At 74.4% G+C, this 21,374-nt stretch carries 6 protein-coding genes and 1 pseudogene; all 7 read right to left on the minus strand.

Annotated features, from left to right (window positions below; genetic code table 11):
• Nucleotides 1–10: 10 nt before the first annotated feature.
• Nucleotides 11–12,586: a type I polyketide synthase gene (locus OG295_RS40400; protein WP_371681560.1), complete on the minus strand. Its 12,576-nt coding sequence runs from the start codon at nucleotides 12,584–12,586 to the stop codon at nucleotides 11–13.
• A 21-nt stretch (nucleotides 12,587–12,607) separates the two neighbouring features.
• A pseudogene (locus tag OG295_RS40405) lies at nucleotides 12,608–12,658 on the minus strand (hypothetical protein); the annotation flags it as partial.
• Between the two features lie 73 nt (nucleotides 12,659–12,731).
• The gene (locus OG295_RS40410; RefSeq protein ID WP_331733076.1) at nucleotides 12,732–13,922 is read right to left on the minus strand and encodes a 4-hydroxybenzoate 3-monooxygenase; all 1,191 of its coding nucleotides are present in this window, start codon (nucleotides 13,920–13,922) and stop codon (nucleotides 12,732–12,734) included.
• Complete coding sequence (locus OG295_RS40415; protein ID WP_331733079.1) at nucleotides 13,919–16,282, minus strand: glycoside hydrolase family 3 C-terminal domain-containing protein; 2,364 nt, start codon at nucleotides 16,280–16,282, stop codon at nucleotides 13,919–13,921. The genes OG295_RS40410 and OG295_RS40415 overlap by 4 nt, the downstream gene beginning before the upstream one ends.
• A complete protein-coding gene (gene pabB, locus OG295_RS40420) occupies nucleotides 16,279–18,477 on the minus strand; it encodes an aminodeoxychorismate synthase component I (RefSeq protein WP_331733082.1) in 2,199 nt (732 codons plus the stop codon). Before pabB ends, OG295_RS40415 begins: the two co-directional genes overlap by 4 nt.
• A gap of 5 nt (nucleotides 18,478–18,482) precedes the next feature.
• Nucleotides 18,483–20,060, minus strand: coding sequence for an FAD-dependent monooxygenase (locus tag OG295_RS40425; protein WP_331733086.1), 1,578 nt, complete (start codon nucleotides 20,058–20,060; stop codon nucleotides 18,483–18,485).
• A complete protein-coding gene (locus tag OG295_RS40430; protein ID WP_331733089.1) occupies nucleotides 20,057–21,286 on the minus strand; it encodes a macrolide family glycosyltransferase in 1,230 nt (409 codons plus the stop codon). The genes OG295_RS40425 and OG295_RS40430 overlap by 4 nt, the downstream gene beginning before the upstream one ends.
• Nucleotides 21,287–21,374: the final 88 nt, after the last annotated feature.

Raw genomic sequence — 21,374 nt, forward strand, 5'->3', positions numbered from 1 at the left:
TCCCGGACCGTCAGGAGTCCGTGTTGTCCATGGCGAGACGGATCAGGGCGTCGGTGTCCATCGCGTCGATGTCCTCCGGGGCCGTGTCGTCCGGGTCGGCCGCCGCGTCCTGCGCGGCGGCCCCTTCGAGGCCCGCGAGGTCCAGGAGCACCTCCAGCAGGCCGGCCTCTCTGATCCGGGAGAGCGGCATCGAGGCGAGCGCCCGGCGGATCCGGTCCTCCTCCGGGTCGGCCCCGCCGAGGTCCCCGCACAGTTCGGTGAGCAGGTAGGAGGCGAGGGCGGCCGGGTTGGGGTGGTCGAAGACGACGGTGGCGGGCAGGGTCAGGCCGGTGGCCCGGCCGAGCCGGTTGCGCAGTTCGACCGCCGTCAGGGAGTCGAAGCCGATGCCCTTGAAGGGCTGTTCGGCGTCCACGCGCTGCGGTGATCCGTGGCCGAGTACGGCGGCCACCTGGGTACGGACCAGGTCGAGCAGTACGTCGCTGCGCTCGGCGGCGGCCGGCAGGGCCGCCAGTCGTGCGGCGAGGCCGGCGTCGGCGCCGTCCGGTTCGACGGGACGGACGGCTTCCGGGATGCCGGCGAGGAGCGGGCTCGGGCGGGCCGCGGTGAAGCCCGGCGCGAAGCGCTCCCAGTCGATGTCGATGACGGTCAGGGTGGCGTCGCCCCGGCCGAGGGCGCGGTCGACCGCGGCGAAGGCCGTGTCGGTGGCCAGTCCGGTCATGCCGGCGAGGCGCATGCGTTCGGCGACGGTCTCGTCCGCGGCCATGCCGTTGTCGGCCCAGGGGCCCCAGGCGATGGAGGTGGCGGGCAGTCCGTCGCCGCGGCGCTGCTCGGCGAGGGCGTCCAGACAGGCGTTGGCCGCCGCGTAATTGCCCTGACCGGCACCACCGACCGTACCCGCGAACGAAGAGAACAACACGAACGCCGACAACTCCAGGCCCATCTCACCGGCCAGCTCGTGCAGATGACACGCAGCATCCGCCTTCGGACCCAGGACCGTCGCCAGACGCTCCGGAGTCAGACCCTCCAGCACACCGTCATCCAGCACACCCGCCGCATGGAACACCGACGACACCGGGAACTCCACCAGCAGCTTCGCCACCGCATCCCGGTCAGCCACATCACACGCCACCACCGAAGCCGTCACACCCGACCCCGCAAGCTCGGCCACCAGATCCGCGGCACCCGGAGCATCCGGACCCCGACGGCTCGTCAGGACCAGGTCCGTCGCACCCGCCGAAGCCAGCCAACGCGCCACCCGCACACCCAACGCACCCGTACCACCGGTCACCAGCACCGGACCATCAGGCCGCCAGCCCTCACCCACCACCGGCACGAACGGCGCCCGGACCAGACGACGGACGAACACACCCTCCGCACGCACCGCCACCTGATCCTCACCCGTACCGCCGGCCAGTACGGCAGCCAGCCGGCCCCCGGTCATGTCATCCAGCACCGACGGGACGTCCACCAGACCACCCCACCGCTCACCGAACTCCAACGCCGCGACCCGACCCAGACCCCACACCTGCGCCCGCACCGGATCCACCACACGGTCCGACACACCCGTCGACACCGCACCACGCGTCACACACCACAACCGGCCCCCGATACCGGCATCACCCAACGCCTGCACCAACGACAACGACCCCGCCACATCCAGCAGCGACACCACACCCTCAACAGCACCCACACCCGCCAGAGCCCCGGCCAGCTCCCCACGGGAACCACCAGCCGCCACCAGCTCCACCACCTCCACACCCGACGCCGACAACACACCCACCAAGTCCGCACCCGCCACCGCCGACACCACCAACCACCGCCCCGACAGGACGGCGGGCAGCGCTGTGTCCAGTGGCTGCCAGGTGACCTGGTAGAGGAGGTCGTCGAGGGCGTCTTCCGTACCGCTTCGCGGTACGAGCCAGCCGGGCACCGCGGGCTGTTCCGCGATGCGCGGCCAGTACCGCTCGTGCTGGAAGGCGTACGTCGGGAGGTCGGCGGGGGCCGCCGGTGCGCCCGCGAAGAGCGCGGGCAGATCGAGGGCGACGCCGCGCGCGTGGGCCCGGCCGAGGGCTTCGAGCAGGGTGCGCGACTCCGAGCGGTCGCGGCGCAGCAGGGGCAGGAGGGTGGCGGGTTCGTCGAGGCAGGCCTGTCCCATGGCGGTGAGGACGGCGTCGGGGCCGATCTCCAGGTAGGTGCGGACGCCGGCCGTCTCCAGGTGGCGCATGGCGTCGTGGAAGCGGACGGCCTCGCGGACGTGCGTCACCCAGTAGGCGGGGGAGGTCAGTTCCCCGGCGGTGGCGAGGGTGCCGGTCAGGGTGGAGACGACCGGGATCGCCGGAGCCGCATAGGTCAGGGACTCGGCGACTTCGCGGAAGGCCTCCAGCATCGGCTCCATCAGCGGGGAGTGGAAGGCGTGCGAGACCGTGAGGCGCTTGGTCTTGTGACCCCGCTCGGCCAGCTGCGCGGCCACCTCCAGTACGGCCCGCTCGGCGCCTGAAATCACCACCGACGAGGGCCCGTTGACCGCCGCGATGTCCACATCGGAGCGGAGTAGCGGGCGGACCTCGGCCTCGGCCGCCTGGACGGAGACCATCGCGCCGCCCTCCGGCAGCGCGCCCATCAGCGCACCACGGGCCGACACCAGCCGGGCCGCGTCCGCCAGCGACAGCACCCCGGCCACGTGCGCGGCGGCGATCTCACCGATGGAGTGACCCGCCAGGAAGTCGGGGCGGATGCCGTAGGACTCCAGCAGGCGGTACAGCGCCACCTCGACCGCGAAGAGGGCCGGCTGGGTGAACTCGGTGCGGTGGATCTCCTCCCCGCCCCCGAACACCAGCTCCTTCAGCGGCAGGTCGAAGTGCGCGCACACCTCATCGAAGGCCCCGGCGAACACCGGCTGCGCCCCGTACAGCTCACGGCCCATCCCCGGACGCTGCGCGCCCTGGCCCGAGAACAGGAACGCGGACGGGGCCGGTGTCCGGAGCAGGTCGGTGTCGGCTTCGCCGCGTGCCACGGCGTCGAGCGCGCTCAGGTACTCGGCGCTGTCGGCTCCGATGACGACGGCGCGGTGCGGGAACAGGGTGCGTGCCGTGGCCAGGCCGCGGCCGACGGCGCCCGGGTCGAGGGCCGGCCGGTCCGCGACGTGGTCGCGCAGGCGGCGGGCCTGTCCGCGCAGGGCCTCCGCCGAGGCGGCGGACAGCAGCCAGGGCACGGGGGTCCCGGTGGTCTCCGTACCCTCGTCCGGGGTGTCGAGCGGGCTCTGTTCGAGCACCAGGTGGGCGTTCGTGCCGCTCATGCCGAAGGAGGACACGGCCGCGCGGCGCGGCTGTCCGGTCTCCGGCCAGGCCACGCTCTCGGTGAGCAGCGCGACCGTGCCGGCCTCCCAGTCGACGTGCGGGGTGGGCGCGTCGACGTGCAGGGTGCGGGGCAGGACGCCGTGGCGCATCGCCATCACCATCTTGATGACGCCGCCGACGCCCGCCGCCGCCTGGGTGTGGCCGATGTTGGACTTCAGGGATCCCAGGTGCAGCGGCCGGTCCTCGGGGCGGTCCTGGCCGTACGTGGCCAGCAGCGCCTGCGCCTCGATCGGGTCGCCGAGCGGGGTGCCGGTGCCGTGGGCCTCGACGGCGTCGACCTGCCGGGCCGTCAGGCCGGCGTTGGCGAGGGCCTGGCGGATGACGCGCTGCTGGGAGGGGCCGTTGGGGGCGGTCAGGCCGTTGCTCGCGCCGTCCTGGTTGACGGCCGATCCGCGGACCACCGCGAGGACCCGGTGCCCGTTGCGGCGGGCGTCCGAAAGCCGCTCGACGAGGAGCATGCCGACGCCCTCGGACCAGCCGGTGCCGTCGGCGGCGGCCGCGAAGGGCTTGCAGCGGCCGTCGGGCGACAGGCCGCGCTGGCGGCTGAAGTCGATGAACGACTGGGGGGTCGACATGATGGTGACGCCGCCGGCCAGGGCCAGTTCGCATTCGCCGCGCCGCAGGGCCTCCGTCGCCAGGTGCAGGGCGACGAGGGAGGACGAGCAGGCCGTGTCGACGGTCAGGGCGGGTCCTTCGAGGCCCAGGGCGTAGGCGATGCGGCCGGAGGCCACGCTGCCGGCGCCGCCGGTGCCGAGGTAGCCCTCCAGGCTTTCGGAGGACTGCGACACCAGGGCCGTGTAGTCCTGGCCGTTGGTGCCCACGAAGACGCCGGTCCCGCTGCCGCGGGCCGCGCCCGGGGGCAGCCCGGCGCGTTCGAACGCCTCCCACGCCACCTCCAGCAGCAGGCGCTGCTGGGGGTCCATGGCGAGGGCCTCGCGCGGGGAGATCCCGAAGAAGCCGGCGTCGAATTCGGCGGCCTGGCGGAGGAAGCCTCCGTGCCGGGTGTACGTCGTCCCCTGGTGGTCGGGGTCCGGGTCGTAGAGCCCCCCGATGTTCCATCCGCGGTCGTCCGGGAAGGGCGAGATGGCGTCGGTTCCGGACGCGACGAGGCGCCACAGGTCCTCGGGGGAGCCGACGCCGCCGGGGAAGCGGCAGCTCATGCCGACGATGGCGATGGGTTCGTCGCTGCCGACGGCGCGGCGTACGCGGGCCGGTCCGGTGCCCGTGCCGCCGAGGATCTCGGTGCGCAGGTACGTGACGAGGGCGGCCGGGGTCGGGTGGTCGTAGACGAGGGTCGCGGGCAGCGCGATCCCGGTCGCGGTGCCGAGGCGGGTACGGAACTCGACGGCGGTCATCGAGTCGAAGCCGAAGTCGCGGAAGGCCCGGTCGGGGTCCGCCGTCTCCTGCGCGGTGTGTCCGAGGACGGTGGCGATGGTGTCGCGGACCAGGTCGAGCAGGACGCGTCCGGGGTCGTCGGCCGCCTCCAGGCGCTTGGCCAGCGGCGACGTCGGCTCCGCCGCGCCGGTCGTCGGGGCGTGGTCGGTGCCGGGCCAGTAGCGCTGCCGGTGGAAGGGGTACGTGGGCAGGTCGACGCGGCGTCCGGGGAGCAGGGGTGCCCAGTCGACGGGAAGGCCCCGGGTCCAGGCCTCGGCGAGGGCGCCGAGGAAGGCGGCGGGTTCGGGGCGGTCCTTGCGCAGCACCGGGGTCAGCAGCCCGGAGAAGGCCTCCGGCAGCGACTCCCCCGCCATGGCGGCGAGAACGCCCTGCGGACCCAGCTCCAGGAAGTGACCGACCCCCTGCTCCTCGGCGAGGTACCGGACCCCGTCCGCGAAACGGACCGCACCCCGCACGTGACGGACCCAGTAGTCCGCCGAGAACTCCGCGACCTGCTCACCCGTGACGTTCGAGACGACCGGAATCGAGGGGGCGGAGTAGGTCAGGGCCTCCGCGACCTCGCGGAAGGCCTCCAGCATCGGCTCCATCAGCGGGGAGTGGAAGGCGTGCGAGACCGTGAGGCGCTTGGTCTTGTGGCCCCGCTCGGCCAGCTGCGCGGCCACCTCCAGGACGGCCGCCTCGGCGCCGGAAACCACCACCGAGGAGGGGCCGTTGACCGCCGCGATGTCCACATCGGCGGACAGCAACGGGCGGACCTCGTCCTCGGTGGCGCGCACGGATACCATCGCGCCGCCCTCCGGCAGCGCGCCCATCAGGGCGCCGCGGGCCGACACCAGCCGGGCCGCGTCCGCCAGGGACAGCACCCCGGCCACGTGCGCGGCGGCGATCTCGCCGATCGAGTGACCCGCCACGAAGTCCGGACGCAGGCCCAGCGACTCCGCCAGGCGGTACAGCGCCACCTCGATCGCGAAGAGGGCCGGCTGGGTGTTCTCGGTGCGGTGGATCTCCTCCCCGCCCCCGAACACCAGCTCCTTGAGGGGGAGGTCGAAGTGTGCGCACACCTCGTCGAACGCCGCGGCGAACACCGGCTGCGCCTCGTACAGCTCACGCCCCATCCCCGGACGCTGCGCGCCCTGGCCCGAGAACAGGAAGGCGTACCTCCCGCCGGCGACCGCGCCCTCGACGGCTCCGGATGCCGGGCGGCCCCCGGCCAGGGCTTCCAGGCCGGCCAGCAGGTCCGTACGGCCGGCGGCCACCACGGCCGCGCGGGTACCCAGCGCGGCACGTGTGGTCGCCAGCGAGAAGGCGACGTCGGCCGGCTCCAGCTCCGGGTCGGCGGACACCCGCTCCAGCAGCCGGCCCGCCTGGGCCCGCACCGCCTCCGCGTCCCGCCCGGACAGCACCCATACGGGCAGTCCCGGGGTGGTGGCGGCCGGGTCGGCGGCGGGCTCCTGCGGGGCCTCCTGGAGGATGGTGTGGGCGTTCGTGCCGCTGATGCCGAAGGAGGACACGGCCGCGCGGCGCGGCTCGCCCGTCTCGGGCCACGGCACCGGCTCCGTCAGCAGGCGCACGGCGCCCGCCGACCAGTCCACGTGCGGGGTCGGCTCGTCCACGTGCAGGGTCATCGGCACGATGCCGTGGCGCATCGCCATGACCATCTTGATGACGCCGGCCATGCCCGCCGCGGCCTGGGTGTGGCCCAGGTTCGACTTGACCGAGCCCAGCAGCAGCGGCCGGTCCTCCTCCCGGTCCTGGCCGTAGGTGGCGAGGAGCGCCTGCGCCTCGATGGGGTCACCGAGGGTGGTGCCCGTGCCGTGGGCCTCCACCACATCGACCTGACGCGCCGTCAACTGCGCCCTGGACAGGGCCTGTTCGATGACACGCTGCTGGGATGGGCCGTTGGGGGCGGTCATGCCGTTGGACGCGCCGTCCTGGTTCACCGCCGAACCCTGCACGACGGCGAGCACCGGGTGCCCGTTGCGGCGCGCGTCGGAGAGGCGTTCCAGCAGGACCATGCCGACGCCCTCGGACCACGAGGTGCCGTCGGCGCCCGCGGCGAAGGGCTTGCAGCGGCCGTCGGGGGCCAGGCCGCGCTGGCGGCTGAACTCCACGAAGGTGCTGGGGCCGGACATGACCGTCACGCCGCCGGCGAGGGCCATGGTGCACTCGCCCTGCCGCAGGGCCTGGCCGGCGAGGTGCACCGACACCAGGGACGAGGAGCAGGCCGTGTCCACGGTGACGGCGGGACCTTCGAGGCCGAGGGTGTAGGCGATGCGGCCGGACGCGATGCTGCCGGCGCTGCCGTTGCCCGCGTAGCCCTCCAGGCCCTCCTGGTCGTGGAGGAGGTTGACGTAGTCGTGGTACATGACGCCGGTGAAGACGCCGGTGCGGCTGCCGCGTACGGAGGCCGGGGAGATCCCGGCGTGTTCGAAGGTCTCCCACGCCGTCTCCAGCAGCAGGCGCTGCTGGGGGTCCATGGCGAGGGCCTCGCGCGGGGAGATCCCGAAGAACACGGGGTCGAAGTCGGCGGCCCCGTCGAGGAAGCCGCCCTCGCGGACGTACGAGGTGCCGGCGTGGGCGGGGTCGGGGTGGTAGAGGGAGTCGATGTCCCAGCCGCGGTCGGCGGGGAAGTCGCCGATGGCGTCGCCGCCGGAGAGCACCAGCCGCCACAGGTCCTCGGGGGAGCGGACCCCGCCGGGGAAGCGGCAGCTCATGCCGACGATGGCGATCGGCTCGTCGGCGCTGAGCGCGGTGGTGGCGGTGGCGGACGCCTTGGCGTCGCCGGTATCGACCAGGCGGGCCTTCAGGTAGGCGACGAGGGAGGCCGGGGTCGGCTGGTCGAAGATCAGGGTCGCCGGCAGCCGCAGCCCGGTCGCGGCGCTGAGCCGGTTGCGCAGCTCGACGGCGGACAGGGAGTCGAAGCCGAGGTCCTTGAACACCTGGGTGGGCTCCGGCGCAGCCGGTGCGCGGTGGCCCAGTACGGCGGTCACCTCGGTGGCGACCAGGTCGTGGAGGGTCCGGGTGCGCCGGTCTTCGGGCAGGGCCGCCAGCCGCTGTCCGAGGGGGGTGCCCCCGGTACGGGGCGCCGCGCCGGCGGTAGGCCGGGGCCGGCTCGCTCCGGCGAGTGCGCGCAGGACGGGCGACAGGGAGGGGCCGGTGGGGAGCGCCTTGAGGTCGAGGCGCATGGGGAAGAGGACGGCCCGGTCGTGGGCGGGGGCGGTGTCGAGGAGGGCGAGGGCCTCCTCGGTGGCGAGGGCTGCCATGCCGCCGCGGGAGATGCGGTCGACGTCGGTGGCGTCAAGGGCGCCGGTCATGCCGCTGCGTTCGGCCCACAGGCCCCAGGCGAGGGAGATGCCCGGGAGGCCCTGCTCGCGCCGGTGCTGGGCGAGGGCGTCGAGGTAGGCGTTGGCGGCGGCGTAGTTGCCCTGGCCCGGGGCGCCCAGGAGACCCGAGGCGGAGGAGAAGAGGACGAACGCCGACAGGTCCAGGCCGGCGGTGAGTTCGTGGAGGTTGTCGGCCGCGTCCGCCTTCGGGCGCAGGACCGCGTCGAGCCGTTCGGGGGTGAGGGACTCGATCACTCCGTCGTCGACCACTCCGGCGGTGTGGATGACGGCCGTGAGCGGGTGCGCGGCGGGGATCGAGGCCAGGAGGGCGGCGAGGGCGTCGCGGTCGGCGGCGTCGCAGGCGGCGACGGTGACCGAGGCACCCGCCTCGGACAGTTCGGCGACGAGGTCCTCGGCGCCGCCGGAACGCGAGGCCAGCAGGAGGTGGCGTACGCCGTGGACGGCGACCAGGTGGCGGGCGACGGCCCGGCCCAGGACGCCGGTACCGCCCGTGACCAGGACCGTGCCGCCCTCGGTGAAGGACAGCCCCTCGGAAGCCACCGGGGCGGGGGCCCGGAGCAGGCGCGGGATGCGGGCCGCTCCCCCGCGCACCGCCAGCTGCGGCTCCGGTGAGGTCAGGTACGGCGTCGGGTCGACGCCCTCGTCCAGGTCGAGGAGGTGGAAGCGGCCGGGGTGCTCCGACTGCGCCGAGCGCACCAGACCCCATACGGCGGCAGCCGCCCGGTCGCGTACGTCCTCGCCGACCGCACCCCGGGTCACGAACACCAGGCGCTCCTCCCCCGCGTCCGCGAGGGACCCCTGGAGGGCTTCCAGGGCCCGGCCCAGGGCGGGGCGGACGCCGTCGGAGCCGTCCACCTCGTACGCCCTGCCCCCGGACAGGGCCCCGCCCGCCGGGGCCGCCGCCCAGTCCAGGGCGAAGAGGGTGTCGGCGGTCCGGGTCGTCCCGCCCGGGGTCATCGGGCGCAGGGTGAGGGAGGCGACGGTGGCGACCGGCAGGCCGGTCTCGTCGGTGGCGGTCAGGGCGACCGCGTCCTCGCCGGCCGGGCTCAGCCGGACGCGCAGGCTGCGGGCGCCGGTGGCGTGCAGGGCTACCTCGCGCCAGGCGAACGGCAGCCGTGCCCCACCGTCGGCGGGGAGCAGGCCGCTGCCCGCCCCGGCGGCCTGGAGGGCGGCGTCGAGGAGGGCCGGGTGGAGGCCGAAGCGGCCAGCGGCCTCCTGCCGGTCGGGGTCGAGGGCGACCTCGGCGTACACCTCGTCGCCGAGCCGCCAGGCGGCCCGCAGGCCCTGGAAGGCGGGCCCGTAGGCGAATCCGGCGTCGGCCAGGCGCGGGTAGAAGGGGTCCAGGTCGACGGCCTCGGCACCGGCGGGGGGCCAGGTGTCGCCGAGGCCGGTGTCCGCGGTGGCGGTGGCGGCCGGGGCGAGGACGCCCTCGGCGTGCCGGGTCCAGGCGCCGTCCTCGTGGCGGGCGTACGCGGTGAGGGTGCGGCGGCCGTCCGGGTCGGCGGGGCCGACGGCCAGCTGGACCTGGACGCCGCCGCGTTCGGGCAGCACCAGCGGGGCGTGCAGCGTCAGTTCCTCCAGCAGGCCGCAGCCGACCTGGTCGCCGGCCCGTACGGCGAGTTCCACGAAGGCGGTGCCGGGCAGCAGGACCGTGCCGGCGACGGCGTGGTCGGCCAGCCAGGGCTGCGCGGACAGCGACAGGCGTCCGGTGAACAGGAGGTCGTCGGAGGCGGCGACCGTCACCATGGCGCCGAGGAGGGGGTGGCCGGCCGGGTCCAGGCCCGCCGAGGTCACGTCGCCGGCCCCGGGGGCGGCCTTGAGCCAGTAGCGCTCGCGCTGGAAGGCGTAGGTGGGCAGGTCGACGCGGCGTGCGCCGGGGTACACGGCGTCCCAGTCGACCGTGACGCCCTGGGCGTGGGTCTCGGCGAGGGCCCTGGTGTAGGCGGTCGGCTCGGGCTGGTCGCGGCGCAGGGCCGTGCTCCAGCGGATGCCGGTGTCCTCGTCGAGGCAGTTCTGTCCCATGGCGGTGAGCACGCCGTCGGGGCCGAGTTCCAGGAAGGTGGTGACGCCGTGGTCGGCGAGGGCGCGGACGCCGTCGTGGAAGCGGACCGCCTGGCGTACGTGGCGCACCCAGTACTCGGGTTCGCAGAGCTCTTCGGCGGTGGCGATGCGGCCGGTGACGTTGGAGACGACGGGGATGGCGGGCGGGCGGAAGGTCAGGCGGGAGACGACGCCGCGGAAGGTGTCCAGCATCGGTTCCATGAGCAGTGAGTGGAACGCGTGGCTGACCTTGAGCCGCTTGGTGCGGTGGCCGGCGGCGGCGAGGTGTCCGGCGGCGGCGAGGACGGCGCTCTCGGTGCCGGAGACGACCACGGACCGCGGACCGTTGACGGCGGCGATGTCGACGCCGGGGGTGAGGAGGGCGCGGACGGTCTCCTCCGGTGCCTCCACGGCGGCCATGGCGCCGCCCTCGGGCAGCGACTGCATGAGCCGGCCGCGGGCGGCGACGAGGGCGGCGGCGTCGGCGAGCGGGAGCATGCCGGACACGTGGGCGGCGACCAGTTCGCCCACCGAGTGCCCGAGGAGGAAGTCGGGGCGCAGGCCGTGGCTCTCGGCGAGGCGGAAGAGGGCCGTTTCGAGGGCGAAGAGGCCGGCCTGGGTGTACTCGGTGCGGTCCAGGAGCGGGGAGCCGTCGAAGACGACGTCCCGTACGGGGGTGTCGAAGTACCGGTCGAGGTGGGCGCAGGCCTGGTCGAAGGCGTCGGCGAAGACGGGGTGCGCGGCGTGCAGTTCGCGTCCCATGCCGGGGCGCTGGGCGCCCTGGCCGGTGAAGAGGAACGCGAGGCGGGGGTCGGGGCGGGCCGTGCCGTGGACCAGGTTCTCGGCGGGCGCGTCGTCGGCCAGGGCGCGCAGGCCCGCGCGGAGCTCGTCCGTGGTGGTGCCGAGGACCGCCGCGCGGTGGGTGAGGGCGGCGCGGGCGGTGGCGAGGGTGTGGGCGGTGTCGGTGAGGGGGGCGCCGTCTGCGGGGTGGCCGGCGGGGTGGTCCAGCAGGGCGCGGGCCTGGTCGCGCAGTGCTTCGGGGCCGCGGGCGGACAGGGGCCAGGCCACGACCGGGGGCTGCGGGGCCGGTGCGGTCCGCGGACCGTCGTCGGCGGTGTCCGGCCGGTCGTCGGCGGTGTCCGGCTCGGGGCGTTCGAGGATGAGGTGGGCGTTGGTGCCGCTGATGCCGAAGGAGGACACGGCCGCCCGGCGGGGCCGGCCGGTCTCGGGCCAGTCGGTGTTGGCGGTGAGCAGGCAGACGGCTCCGGCGGTCCAGTCGACGTGCGGGGTGGGCTCGTCGACGTGGAGGGTGCGGGGCAGGACTCCGTGGCGCATCGCCTCGACCATCTTGATGACGCCCGCCACGCCCGCGGCGGCCTGGGTGTGGCCGAGGTTGGACTTGACGGAGCCCAGCAGGAGCGGCCGGTCGGTGGGGGTGCGGTCCTGGCCGTAGGTGGCGAGCAGGGCCTGGGCTTCGATGGGGTCGCCGAGGGTGGTGCCGGTGCCGTGGGCCTCGACGGCGTCGACCTCGCGTGCGGTCAGGCGGGCCTGTTCCAGGGCCTGGCGGATGACGCGCTGCTGGGAGGGGCCGTTGGGGACGGTGAGGCCGCTGCTGGCGCCGTCCTGGTTGACGGCGGAGCCGCGGATGACGGCGAGGACGGGGTGGCCGTGGCGGCGGGCGTCGGAGAGCCGTTCCAGCAGGAGGAGACCGGCGCCCTCGCCCCAGCCGGTGCCGTCGGCGGCGGCGGCGAAGGGCTTGCAGCGGCCGTCGGGGGCGAGGCCCCGCTGCTGGCTGAAGTCGACGAACAGGTCGGGGTTGGCCATGACGGTGACGCCGCCGGCCAGGGCGAGGGTGCATTCGCCCTGGCGCAGGGCCTGGGCGGCGAGGTGGAGGGCGACGAGGGAGGAGGAGCAGGCCGTGTCGATGGTGACGGCGGGGCCCTCCAGGCCCATGACGTAGGAGACGCGGCCGGAGGCGACGCTGCCGGCGTTTCCGCTGCCGAGGTAGACCTCGACGCCTTCGGGCAGGTCGCGGGGGCCGGTGGCGTAGTCGTGGTGCATGACGCCCGCGAAGACGCCGGTGCGGCTGCCGCGCAGCGTGGTGGGGTCCAGGCCGGCGCGTTCGAAGGCCTCCCAGGCGGTTTCGAGGAGGAGCCGCTGCTGGGGGTCCATGGCGAGGGCCTCGCGGGGCGAGATCCCGAAGAAGCCGGCGTCGAACCCGTCGGCGCCGTCGAGGAACCCGCCGTCGCGGACGTAGCTGGTGCCCTGGTGGTCGGGGTCGGGGTGGTAGACGCCGTCGAGGTCCCAGCCGCGGTCGGCGGGGAAGCCGGCGACGGCGTCGCGGCCCTCGGCGACGAGCTGCCACAGTTCTTCGGGGGTGCGGACGCCGCCGGGGTAGCGGCAGCTCATCGACACGATCGCGATCGGTTCGGGTTCTTCGGCCGAGCGCAGCCGCTCCCGGGTCTGGTGGAGTTCGGCCGTCATCCACCGGAGGTGGTCGAGCATCTTTTCTTCGTTTGTCATGACGTACCGAAACTCCCGTTGATCAGGTCGAAGAGGCTGTCCCCCGGCGGCGGTGGACCGGGTGGGGCGGCCGTCAGCGTCGCGACAGCCCCACGTACTGCTCGGCGAAGTCGGTCGCCGCGGCGGTGGATCCCGTCAGGTGCTCGAAGCGCGCCCGGCGCAGGCCCCGGTCGAAGGGGGTTTCGTCCGGGCCGGTGTGCAGCAGGTCGGTCATCCACCGGGAGAACTCCTGGCCGAGCCAGGCCCGGCGCAGGGCGGTCGACGAGTAGGCGTCGAGGGCCTCGCGGCGGCCGGTGCCGTACCAGACGGCGAGGGCTCCGGCGAGGAGTTCGGCGTCGGCGACGGCCAGGTTCAGTCCCTTCGCGGCGCTGGGCGGAACGATGTGCGCCGCGTCGCCGAGGAGGAAGAGCCGCCCGTGCTGCATGGGTGCGCAGACGAAGCTGCGCAGCGGGACGAGGGTGCGTTCGAGGACGGGGCCGGTGGGCAGGGTGCCGGTGCCGCCGGTGAGGCGGAGGTCGAGCTCGGCCCAGATGTCCTCGTCGGAGCGGGTGTCGGCGCTCTCGCCGGGCGGGACCTGGAGGTAGAGGCGGCTGACGGTGTTGGAGCGCATGCTGCTCAGGGCGAAGCCGCGCTCTCCGACGGCGTAGACGAGTTCGGGGGACAGGGGCGGGGCGGCCGCGAGGACGCCCAGCCAGGCGTACGGGTAGGTGTGGGTGCCGGTGGTGAGGGAGGCGGCGGGCACGGCGGTGCGGCTGACGCCGTGGAAGCCGTCGCAGCCCGCCACGAAGTCGCAGGTGATCTCGGTGGGGCGGCCGTCGAGGGTGCAGGTGACGGTCGCGCCGTCGCCGGCGAGCCGGTGCACCTCGACGTCGTCGACGTCGAAGTGGAGGGCTCCGGCGGTGGCGGTGCGGGCGGCGATGAGGTCCTTGACGACCTCCTGCTGTCCGTACATCCACACGGATTCCCCGGTGAGCTTGGTGAAGGGGAGGCGGTGGGTCTCCCCTTCGACGCGCAGCTCGAAGCCCTCGTGGACCAGGCCCTCCCGGTCCAGGCGGGCGGCCACGCCGGCCCGGCGCAGGGCTTCGACGGTGCCCTGTTCCAGGAGGCCGGCCCGGACGCGCCGTTCGACGTGGTCGCGGCCGCGGCGTTCCAGGACGACGCAGTCGATGCCGTTCAGTTCGAGGAGCCGGGCGAGCAGCAGGCCGGCGGGGCCGGCTCCGATGACGCAGACCGGGGTGTGGATCCGCCGGTGGGTGCCGGTCACGGGCTCACCGTTCCGGCCTGGTCGACGCGGACGGTCGCGGTGAGGGGGAGGTCTTCGGAGGAGCGGCCGACGGAGACGGTGCGCGGGCCGGCGGCGACGGTCCAGGCGCCGGTGTCGGTGTTCCAGTACTCGAAGCGGCGGGTGTCGAGGGCGATCTCGACGGTGGCGGACGCTCCGGGCTCCAGGTGGGCGGACGCGTAGCCGGCGAGGGCCTTGGGGGCCTGGGGTGCGGTGACGTCGGGGCTGCTGCCGAGGTAGACCTGGACGGTTTCGCGGCCGGCCCGGTCGCCGGTGTTGCGCACGGTGCAGGAGACGGTCAGGTCGCGGCCGTCGGCGGTGAGGCGGAGGTCCTCGTAGGCGAAGGTGGTGTAGCTGAGGCCGTGCCCGAAGGGGAACAGGGGGGCGACGTCGTGCTCGTCGTGCCAGCGGTAGCCGACGAAGATGCCTTCCTGGTACTCGACGCGGCCGTCGACGCCGGGGTAGCGCAGCGGGTCGCCGGCGACCGCGGTGTGGTCGGCGTCCACGGGGAAGCTCTGGGTGAGCTTGCCGCTGGGGTTGGCGTCGCCGAACAGGAGGGCGTCGGTGGCCTCGGCGCCCATTTCGCCGGGGTACCAGACGTCCAGGACGGCGGCGGTGTCGTCGAGCCAGGGCATCGTCGGGGACGAGCCGGTGTTGAGCACGACGACGGTGTTGGGGTTGGCCTTGGCGACGGCGGTGATCAGGGTGTCCTGGAGGCCGGGCAGGGCGAGGGCGGGGCGGTCGATGAGCTCGGCCAGCTCGTCGTAGGCGAAGACGACCGCGGCCTGTGCGCCGCGGGCGGCCTCGACGGCCTCCTCGATGTCGGCCTGCGCCTGCTCGGGGGTGATCCAGCCGAGGGTGAGGTGGACGGGGTTGGTGGGCATCGGCAGGGCGGAGAGGACCAGCTTGTAGGTGCCGGGGAGGAGGTCGACGGTGAGGCCGGCGGTGTCGCCGAAGGAGCTGCCGGCGAAGACGCGGGGGTGGCCTTCGAGGTCGATGGCCGCGTAGCCGCCGAGTGCGGTGACGGCGATGCGGTAGCGGCCCTCCGTCTCGATGGTCAGTTCGCCCTCGTAGAAGTAGTCGGGCTCGGTGGAGGGGCCGGCCGGGACCTCGCCCTCGTGGAAGGCGGGGACGAGTGCCGACGCGGGGATGGGGCGGCCGGCCGGGTCCTCGCCGACGCGGAACTCGACGGCGTCCTCGCCGAGGCGGTCGCGCAGCACGTCGAGGGGGGTGGCGGCGTGCTCCGGGACGACGAGGGCGCTGCCGACTCCGGCGGTCTTGGGGGTGACGGCGGGCCGGCCGATGACGGCGAGGCCGCGGGCGGCGCGGCCCGGCTCGGTGAGCTTGTCGGCGGACAGCGGCAGGACGCCCCGGGGGTTGTGCAGGAGCACCGATCCGGCGGTGGCCACTTCCAGGGCGAGGGCGCGGCCCCGCTCGGGGTCGCGGTCGGGCTGCTCGCGCGGGGTGTCGGTGTCGAGGAGGCCGAAGCGGGCCATCTGGCTGACGATGCGGGTGACGGCGCGGTCCAGGACGGCCTCGTCGACGCGGCCCTCGGCGATGGCCTCGCGCAGCGGGGCGCCGAGGTGGGCGCCGTCGGGCATCTCCTGGTCGAGGCCGCGCTCGATGGCGACGGTGTCGTGGACGGCGTCCCAGTCGGACATCACCCAGCCCTCGAAGCCCCATTCGTCGCGCAGGACCGTGGTCAGGAGGGTTTCGTTCTCGCAGCTGGGGTGGCCGTTGACGCCGTTGGTGGCGCCCATGAGGGCGCCGGCGCCGGCCTGGACGGCGGCCTCGAAGGCGGGGAACTCGATCTCGCGGAGGGTCCGTTCGTCGACGACGGTGTCGACGGCCATCCGGTTCTCTTCCTGGTTGTTGGCCGCGAAGTGCTTGGGCATGGCGATGACGCCCTGCGACTGGATGCCGTTGATCACGGCGGTGCCGATGGCGGTGACCAGGAGCGGGTCCTCGCCGTACAGCTCGAAGTTGCGTCCGCCGAAGGGCTGGCGCAGCACGTTGATCATGGGGCCTATGAGCACGTCCTGGCGCTTGGCGCGGGCCTCGTGGCCGAGGTACTCGCCGTAGCGGGCGGCCAGTTCCTCGTCGAAGGTGCAGGACAGGGCGATGGGGGCGGGCAGCGCGGTGGTGGTCTTGCGCTTCATGCGGACGCCGGCCGGGCCGTCGGTCATCCGCAGCTCCGGGATGCCGAGGCGGGGGACGCCGGGGATGTACCCGGACTGGCCGAGGTGCTCGGGGTCGTCGGAGCCGTGGACGAAGGTGAGCTTCTCGTCGAGGGTCATGGCCTGGACGAGCGCGGTCACGTCGACGGGGGTCTGCGGGGTCATCGGGGGTCACCTTCGGTTCGTTCGGCGGCGGGCGGGGTGGTGTCCGGGCGGGCCGCCAGCATGGCGCGGGCGGGGGCGTCGGCCTTGAGGAGCATTTCGTCGTACTCGTCGTGGGGGTCGGAGCCGAGCACGACGGCGCCGCCGGCGCCGATCCGCCAGCGCCCGTCCGCGAGGACCATGGTCCGGATGACGATGTTGAGGTCGGTGGTGCCGTTGCAGGCGAGGAAGCCGATGGCACCGGAGTAGATGCCGCGGGCCCGGCCCTCCAGGGACTCGATGATCTCCAGGGTGCGCTGCTTGGGCGCGCCGGTCATCGAGCCGCCGGGGAAGCCGGCGCGGACGCAGTCGATGGCGTCGTTGCCGTCCTTGAGGGTGCCGCGGATGGTGGAGACGAGCTGGTGGACGGTGGCGTAGCTCTCGGCGGCCATCAGGACGGGGACGTGGACCGAGCCGACCTCGCAGACGCGGCCGAGGTCGTTGCGCATCAGGTCGACGATCATCAGGTTCTCGGCGCGGGTCTTCGCGCTGGAGACGAGTTCCCGGCGGACGCGGTCGTCCTCGGCGGGGGTCGCCCCGCGCGGGGCCGTGCCCTTGATCGGCTTGGCCTCGACGACCCGGTCCGCGGTGATCTTCAGGAAGCGTTCCGGGGAGGAGCAGGCCACCTCGGTGCCGTCGAGCCGAAGGTAGGCGGCGTACGGCGCGGGGTTGGTCCGGCGCAGCCGGCGGTAGGTGGTGAAGCCGTCGTCGACGGCGGGGAGCTCGGCGACGTTGGTCAGGCAGATCTCGTAGCTCTCGCCGGCGGTCAGGTACTCCTGGCTGCGCAGGACGTCCTGGACGTAGGCGTCGCGGCCGCGGGACAGCCGGGGCTCGACGGAGACCGTGCGGGGGCCGTCGGCGGGGGGTGCCGGGGGCGTCTGCCGGGCGAGGGCGTCGGCGGTGTCGGCGAGCCAGCGGGTGGCGTCGGCGGGGCCGGCCGGGTCGGTGGTGAGGGAGAGGGCGAGGAGGTAGGTGCGGTCCTCCCGGTGGTCGACGGCCAGGAAACGGTCCGCGAAGATCCAGACGGCGTCCGGGGTCGGGGCGGAGTACCGGTTCGGGGACCCGCAGTCGCCCTTGAGTTCGTAGCCGAAGTAGCCGACGTAGCCGCCGGTGAAGTCGAACGGCAGCGGCGGGGCGTCGATCACCCGGCGGGCGAGTTCCCGCTGGAGGTAGTCGAAGACGGACTCGCGGTGGTCGGCCGGGGTGGCGGACGCGACCTCGACGACGCCCTCGTCGACCCGGTAGCGGACGGTCTCGGCGAGGGGGCCGGTGGCGTCGCCCAGGAAGGAGAAGCGGGACAGGCCCGGCTCCACGCGGGCGCTGTCGAGCCAGAACGCGTTGCGGGAGCCGGCGAAGAGGGTGGCGAACGCGGTCTCGGTGTCCACCGCCGTGTCCAGTTCGGCCACGTGCAGGGTGTAGTGCGTACGGTCCCCGTCCCCGGCGGCGGGGCGGGCGAGCGGCGCCGGCGCGGTCCGCGTACCGGCGGACGCGGCGGGGGCGTCCTGGGCGTCGGCGTCCTGGGTGCGGGCGGCGGGGGCGGCGGCGTGGGAGGCCGGCCGGCCGCCGGTGCGTTCGGCGCGGTCGGCCAGCGTCAGGTCGCGGAAGTTGGCCAGCATCCGGCGGCCGTACTCGGTCTCGATGGACTCCGGGTGGAACTGCACGCCCCAGCGGGGCATCAGCCGGTGGCGCAGCGCCATGACGACGCCGTCCTCGGACCAGGCGGTGGCCTGGAGGTCGGAGGGCAGCGGCTGGGCCACGCACAGGGAGTGGTAGCGCACGGCGCCGAACTCCTCGGGGATGCCCGCGAACAGTTCGTCGCCGTCGTGCCGCACCCGGGCGACCTCACCGTGCACCGGCACGGGGGCGGGCACGACCTCGCCGCCCGCCCACACGGCGAGCCCCTGGTGGCCGAGGCAGACTCCCAGGACCGGGACGCTCGCCTTGACCAGGACGTCCCGGGAGACGCCGAAGTCGCGGGAGCGCGCCGGGTGGCCGGGGCCGGGCGAGATGACGATGTTGTCGAAGCCGTCGAGGTCCAGGTCGGCGACGGCGGCCGCGTCGTTGGCGATGACGACGGGCTCCTGGCCGTTCACCTCGGCCAGCAGCTGGAACAGGTTGTAGGTGTACGAGTCGTGGTTGTCGATGAGGAGGGTCCGCATGGGGCTCACCTGCTTCGTGAGGGGGTCAGCGGCCGGGACACCAGCCGGTCCAGGTGGCCCAGGGACTCGGCCGGCCGGTGGGCGGCGGCGAGGTGGGCCAGGTGGCCGTCGGGACGGACCAGGGCGATCACCGGCTGTCGGCCGAACAGCGGGCCGATCGCGGCGCGCCCGGACGGCGACAGTCGTGCGAGGTCGTGGACGGCGAGGCGGTCCGCGAGGACGTGGCGGGCGCCGTCGGCCACGGTCTGCCAGTCGGCGGCCGGCCGGCGGCCGGGCCAGAGCAGCGCGATGTGCTCCCGCTGGTCGAGGACGGGGGCCCCGGCGTGCTGCCGGGTCCGGTGGAAGAACGGGAGCCGGTCTCCGGGGCGGGCCCGGCGGTGCAGCGCGGAGCGCCACAGCGGTTCGTCGCCCGCCGCGTAGCCGAGACCGACCTGGCTCATCAGGGGGGCCGCGACGTGGCGCAGGAGGCCGGTGCGGTGGGCGGCGGCCACCTTCAGGTCGCGCAGGCGGCGGTCGCGGGGGGTGGCCGGGCCGGAGAGTTCCATCTCGGTGCGGATGACGGTGCGGACCTGCCCGACGGCCTTGCGGCGTTCGGTGTCGTACGTGTCGACGATCCGCTCGTCCCAGTCGCCGCGCACGACGCCGGCGAGCTTCCAGCCGAGGTTGAGGGCGTCCTGGAGGCCGAGGTTGAGGCCCTGGCCGCCGAGGGGGACCACCGAGTGGGCGGCGTCGCCGACGAGCACGACCCGGCCCTCGCGGAACCGTTCGGCGACTCCGGGGCGCGGGTGGTAGGTGCGGGTCCACAGGGGTTCGCCGAGGCGGTACGGCAGGCTGGTGCGCTCGTCGACCATCCGCTGCCAGTCCGCCAGGGGGCGGTCCGACCAGTCGGTTTCACCGGGAGCGACGATGGTGGCGAGGCGGCAGACGCCGTCGGGCAGGTGGACCAGCGGCAGCAGCCCGCTGTCGGCGTAGTGGTACTCGACGGTGGAGACGCGCGGCCCGGTGACGGGGAAGTCCCCGAGCGCGATGCCGAGCGGGAAGGGGATGCCGGGGTAGGGGATGCCGAGGAGCCGGCGGGTGACGCTGCCCGCGCCGTCGGCGCCGATCAGCCAGTCCGTCTCCACCTGTTCGGTGCGTCCGTCGGCGTGATGGAGGGTGGCGGTGGGGAGCGGGCCGGAGGTGTCGAGCGCGGTCAGCTCGGCCCCGTACTCGATGGTGCCGCCCAGTTCGGTGAGGCGGCGGTGCAGCAGCACCTCCAGCTCGCTCTGGACGATGCCGAGTCCGTAGGGGCGGGCCGCGCCCAGCTTCGTCATCGGGACGGTGCCCAGGCGGCGTCCGCGGGAGAAGAAGCTGACGTCGTCGGCCCGGAAGCCGCGGGAGACGAGCTCGTCGGCGATGCCGGTCTTCTCCAGGAGTTCCAGCACCCGGGGCCAGATCATCACGGCGCGGGAGTGCGGGTCGAACTCCTCCTGCGGGGGCTTGGCGTCGACGATCCGTACGGGAACGGACTGCTGGAGGAGGTCGCAGGCCAGCAGGGTGCCGACGGCGCCCGCGCCGACGATGAGAACGCTCTGTCCCGTCATATCGCGGCCGCCTTGGTCTGCGGGGCGGGGCCGGTGCCCGCCAGGTGTGCCTCGATCGCCGCGGCCGCGGCGGCGGCGCCGCCCGCGTCCTGGCTCAGCCGCCGGAAGCGGGCCGCCGTGGCGGCGATCGCGGTGTCGGTGGTGACGGCCCGTACGGCCGCCCGCAGCGCCTCGGCGGAGGCGTCCGCCGGGTCGAGGCGCAGGCCCAGGCCCAGCTCGACGACCCGGTCGGCGATGATCTCCTGTTCGACCATCTGCGGGACGACGACCATGGGCGTGCCGAAGGAGAGGGCTTCCATCGTGCTGCCCATGCCGCCGTGGGTGACGAACGCGGCGGCCTGGGCGAGGACGGACAGCTGGGGGACGCTGCGGTGCACCTCGCAGTGCGGCGGGAGGGTGCCGAGGTCCGCCGGGTCGGCGTGCTGTCCGATGGACAGCACCAGGTGCAGGCCGCTGTCGGCGAACGCCTCGACGCAGGTCCGGTAGAAGGAGGTGGCGCGGTTGAAGACGGTGCCGAGGGAGACGAAGACCACCGGGCGGTCGGTGTCCCGCGGGTGCCAGGTGCCTTCGGCCTCCCGGCCGCCCAGGCTGGGTCCGACGAAGCGGTAGTGCTCGCCGAAGGCGGTCGCCTCGGGCTGGAACTCCCTGGGCAGGAAGGCCAGGTTGAGTTCCTCCTCGAAGTCCATGAACTCCTCGGCGCCGACCCCGTCGAGGCCGGCGGCGGCGAGGAACTCCGCCAGCCGTGCGTCGAACGCCGCGCCGTTGGCCTCGTGGGCGGCGGAGCGGCCGGTGCGGGCCAGCATCGCGTCCATCAGCGCGTAGGAGCGGCTGGAGGCGAGGGAGGGGAAGAACTGGACGGCGCGCGCGCCCCACCGGCGGGCCAGGGCGCGCCCGGCGAACGGCACCGTGTTGTCGTAGACGACGACGTCGGGGCGGTCGGCGCCGACGAAGGACTCCGCGAGGGCCATGCGGTCCGCGCTGCCGTGCAGGAAGAAGAGGGGCAGGGCGCTCGGGTCGTTCTCGGCGAAGGCGCTCGGCGACTGGCCGGGCGAGGTGGCGACGTCGTAGCGGCACACCTGCGCGCCGAGCCGGGTGAGCTGCTCCTCGAAGGCCCGGGTGGTGAAGTAGGTGACCCGGTGACCGCGCGAGACCAGCTCGGCGACGATGCCCAGGGTGGGCGACACGTGCCCGTGGGCGGCCACGCTGAAAAATGCGATGTGTGCCATCTGTTCCTCGGGGTGCGGTGGGGGCGAAGGGGGCGGGGGCGCGCGGTGCGCGCGCTGCCGGGCCGGCCGTGCGGCTGCCGGGGGGAGA

Origin of the sequence: Streptomyces sp. NBC_01276 (genome assembly GCF_041435355.1) — a bacterium.
Classification (GTDB): domain Bacteria; phylum Actinomycetota; class Actinomycetes; order Streptomycetales; family Streptomycetaceae; genus Streptomyces.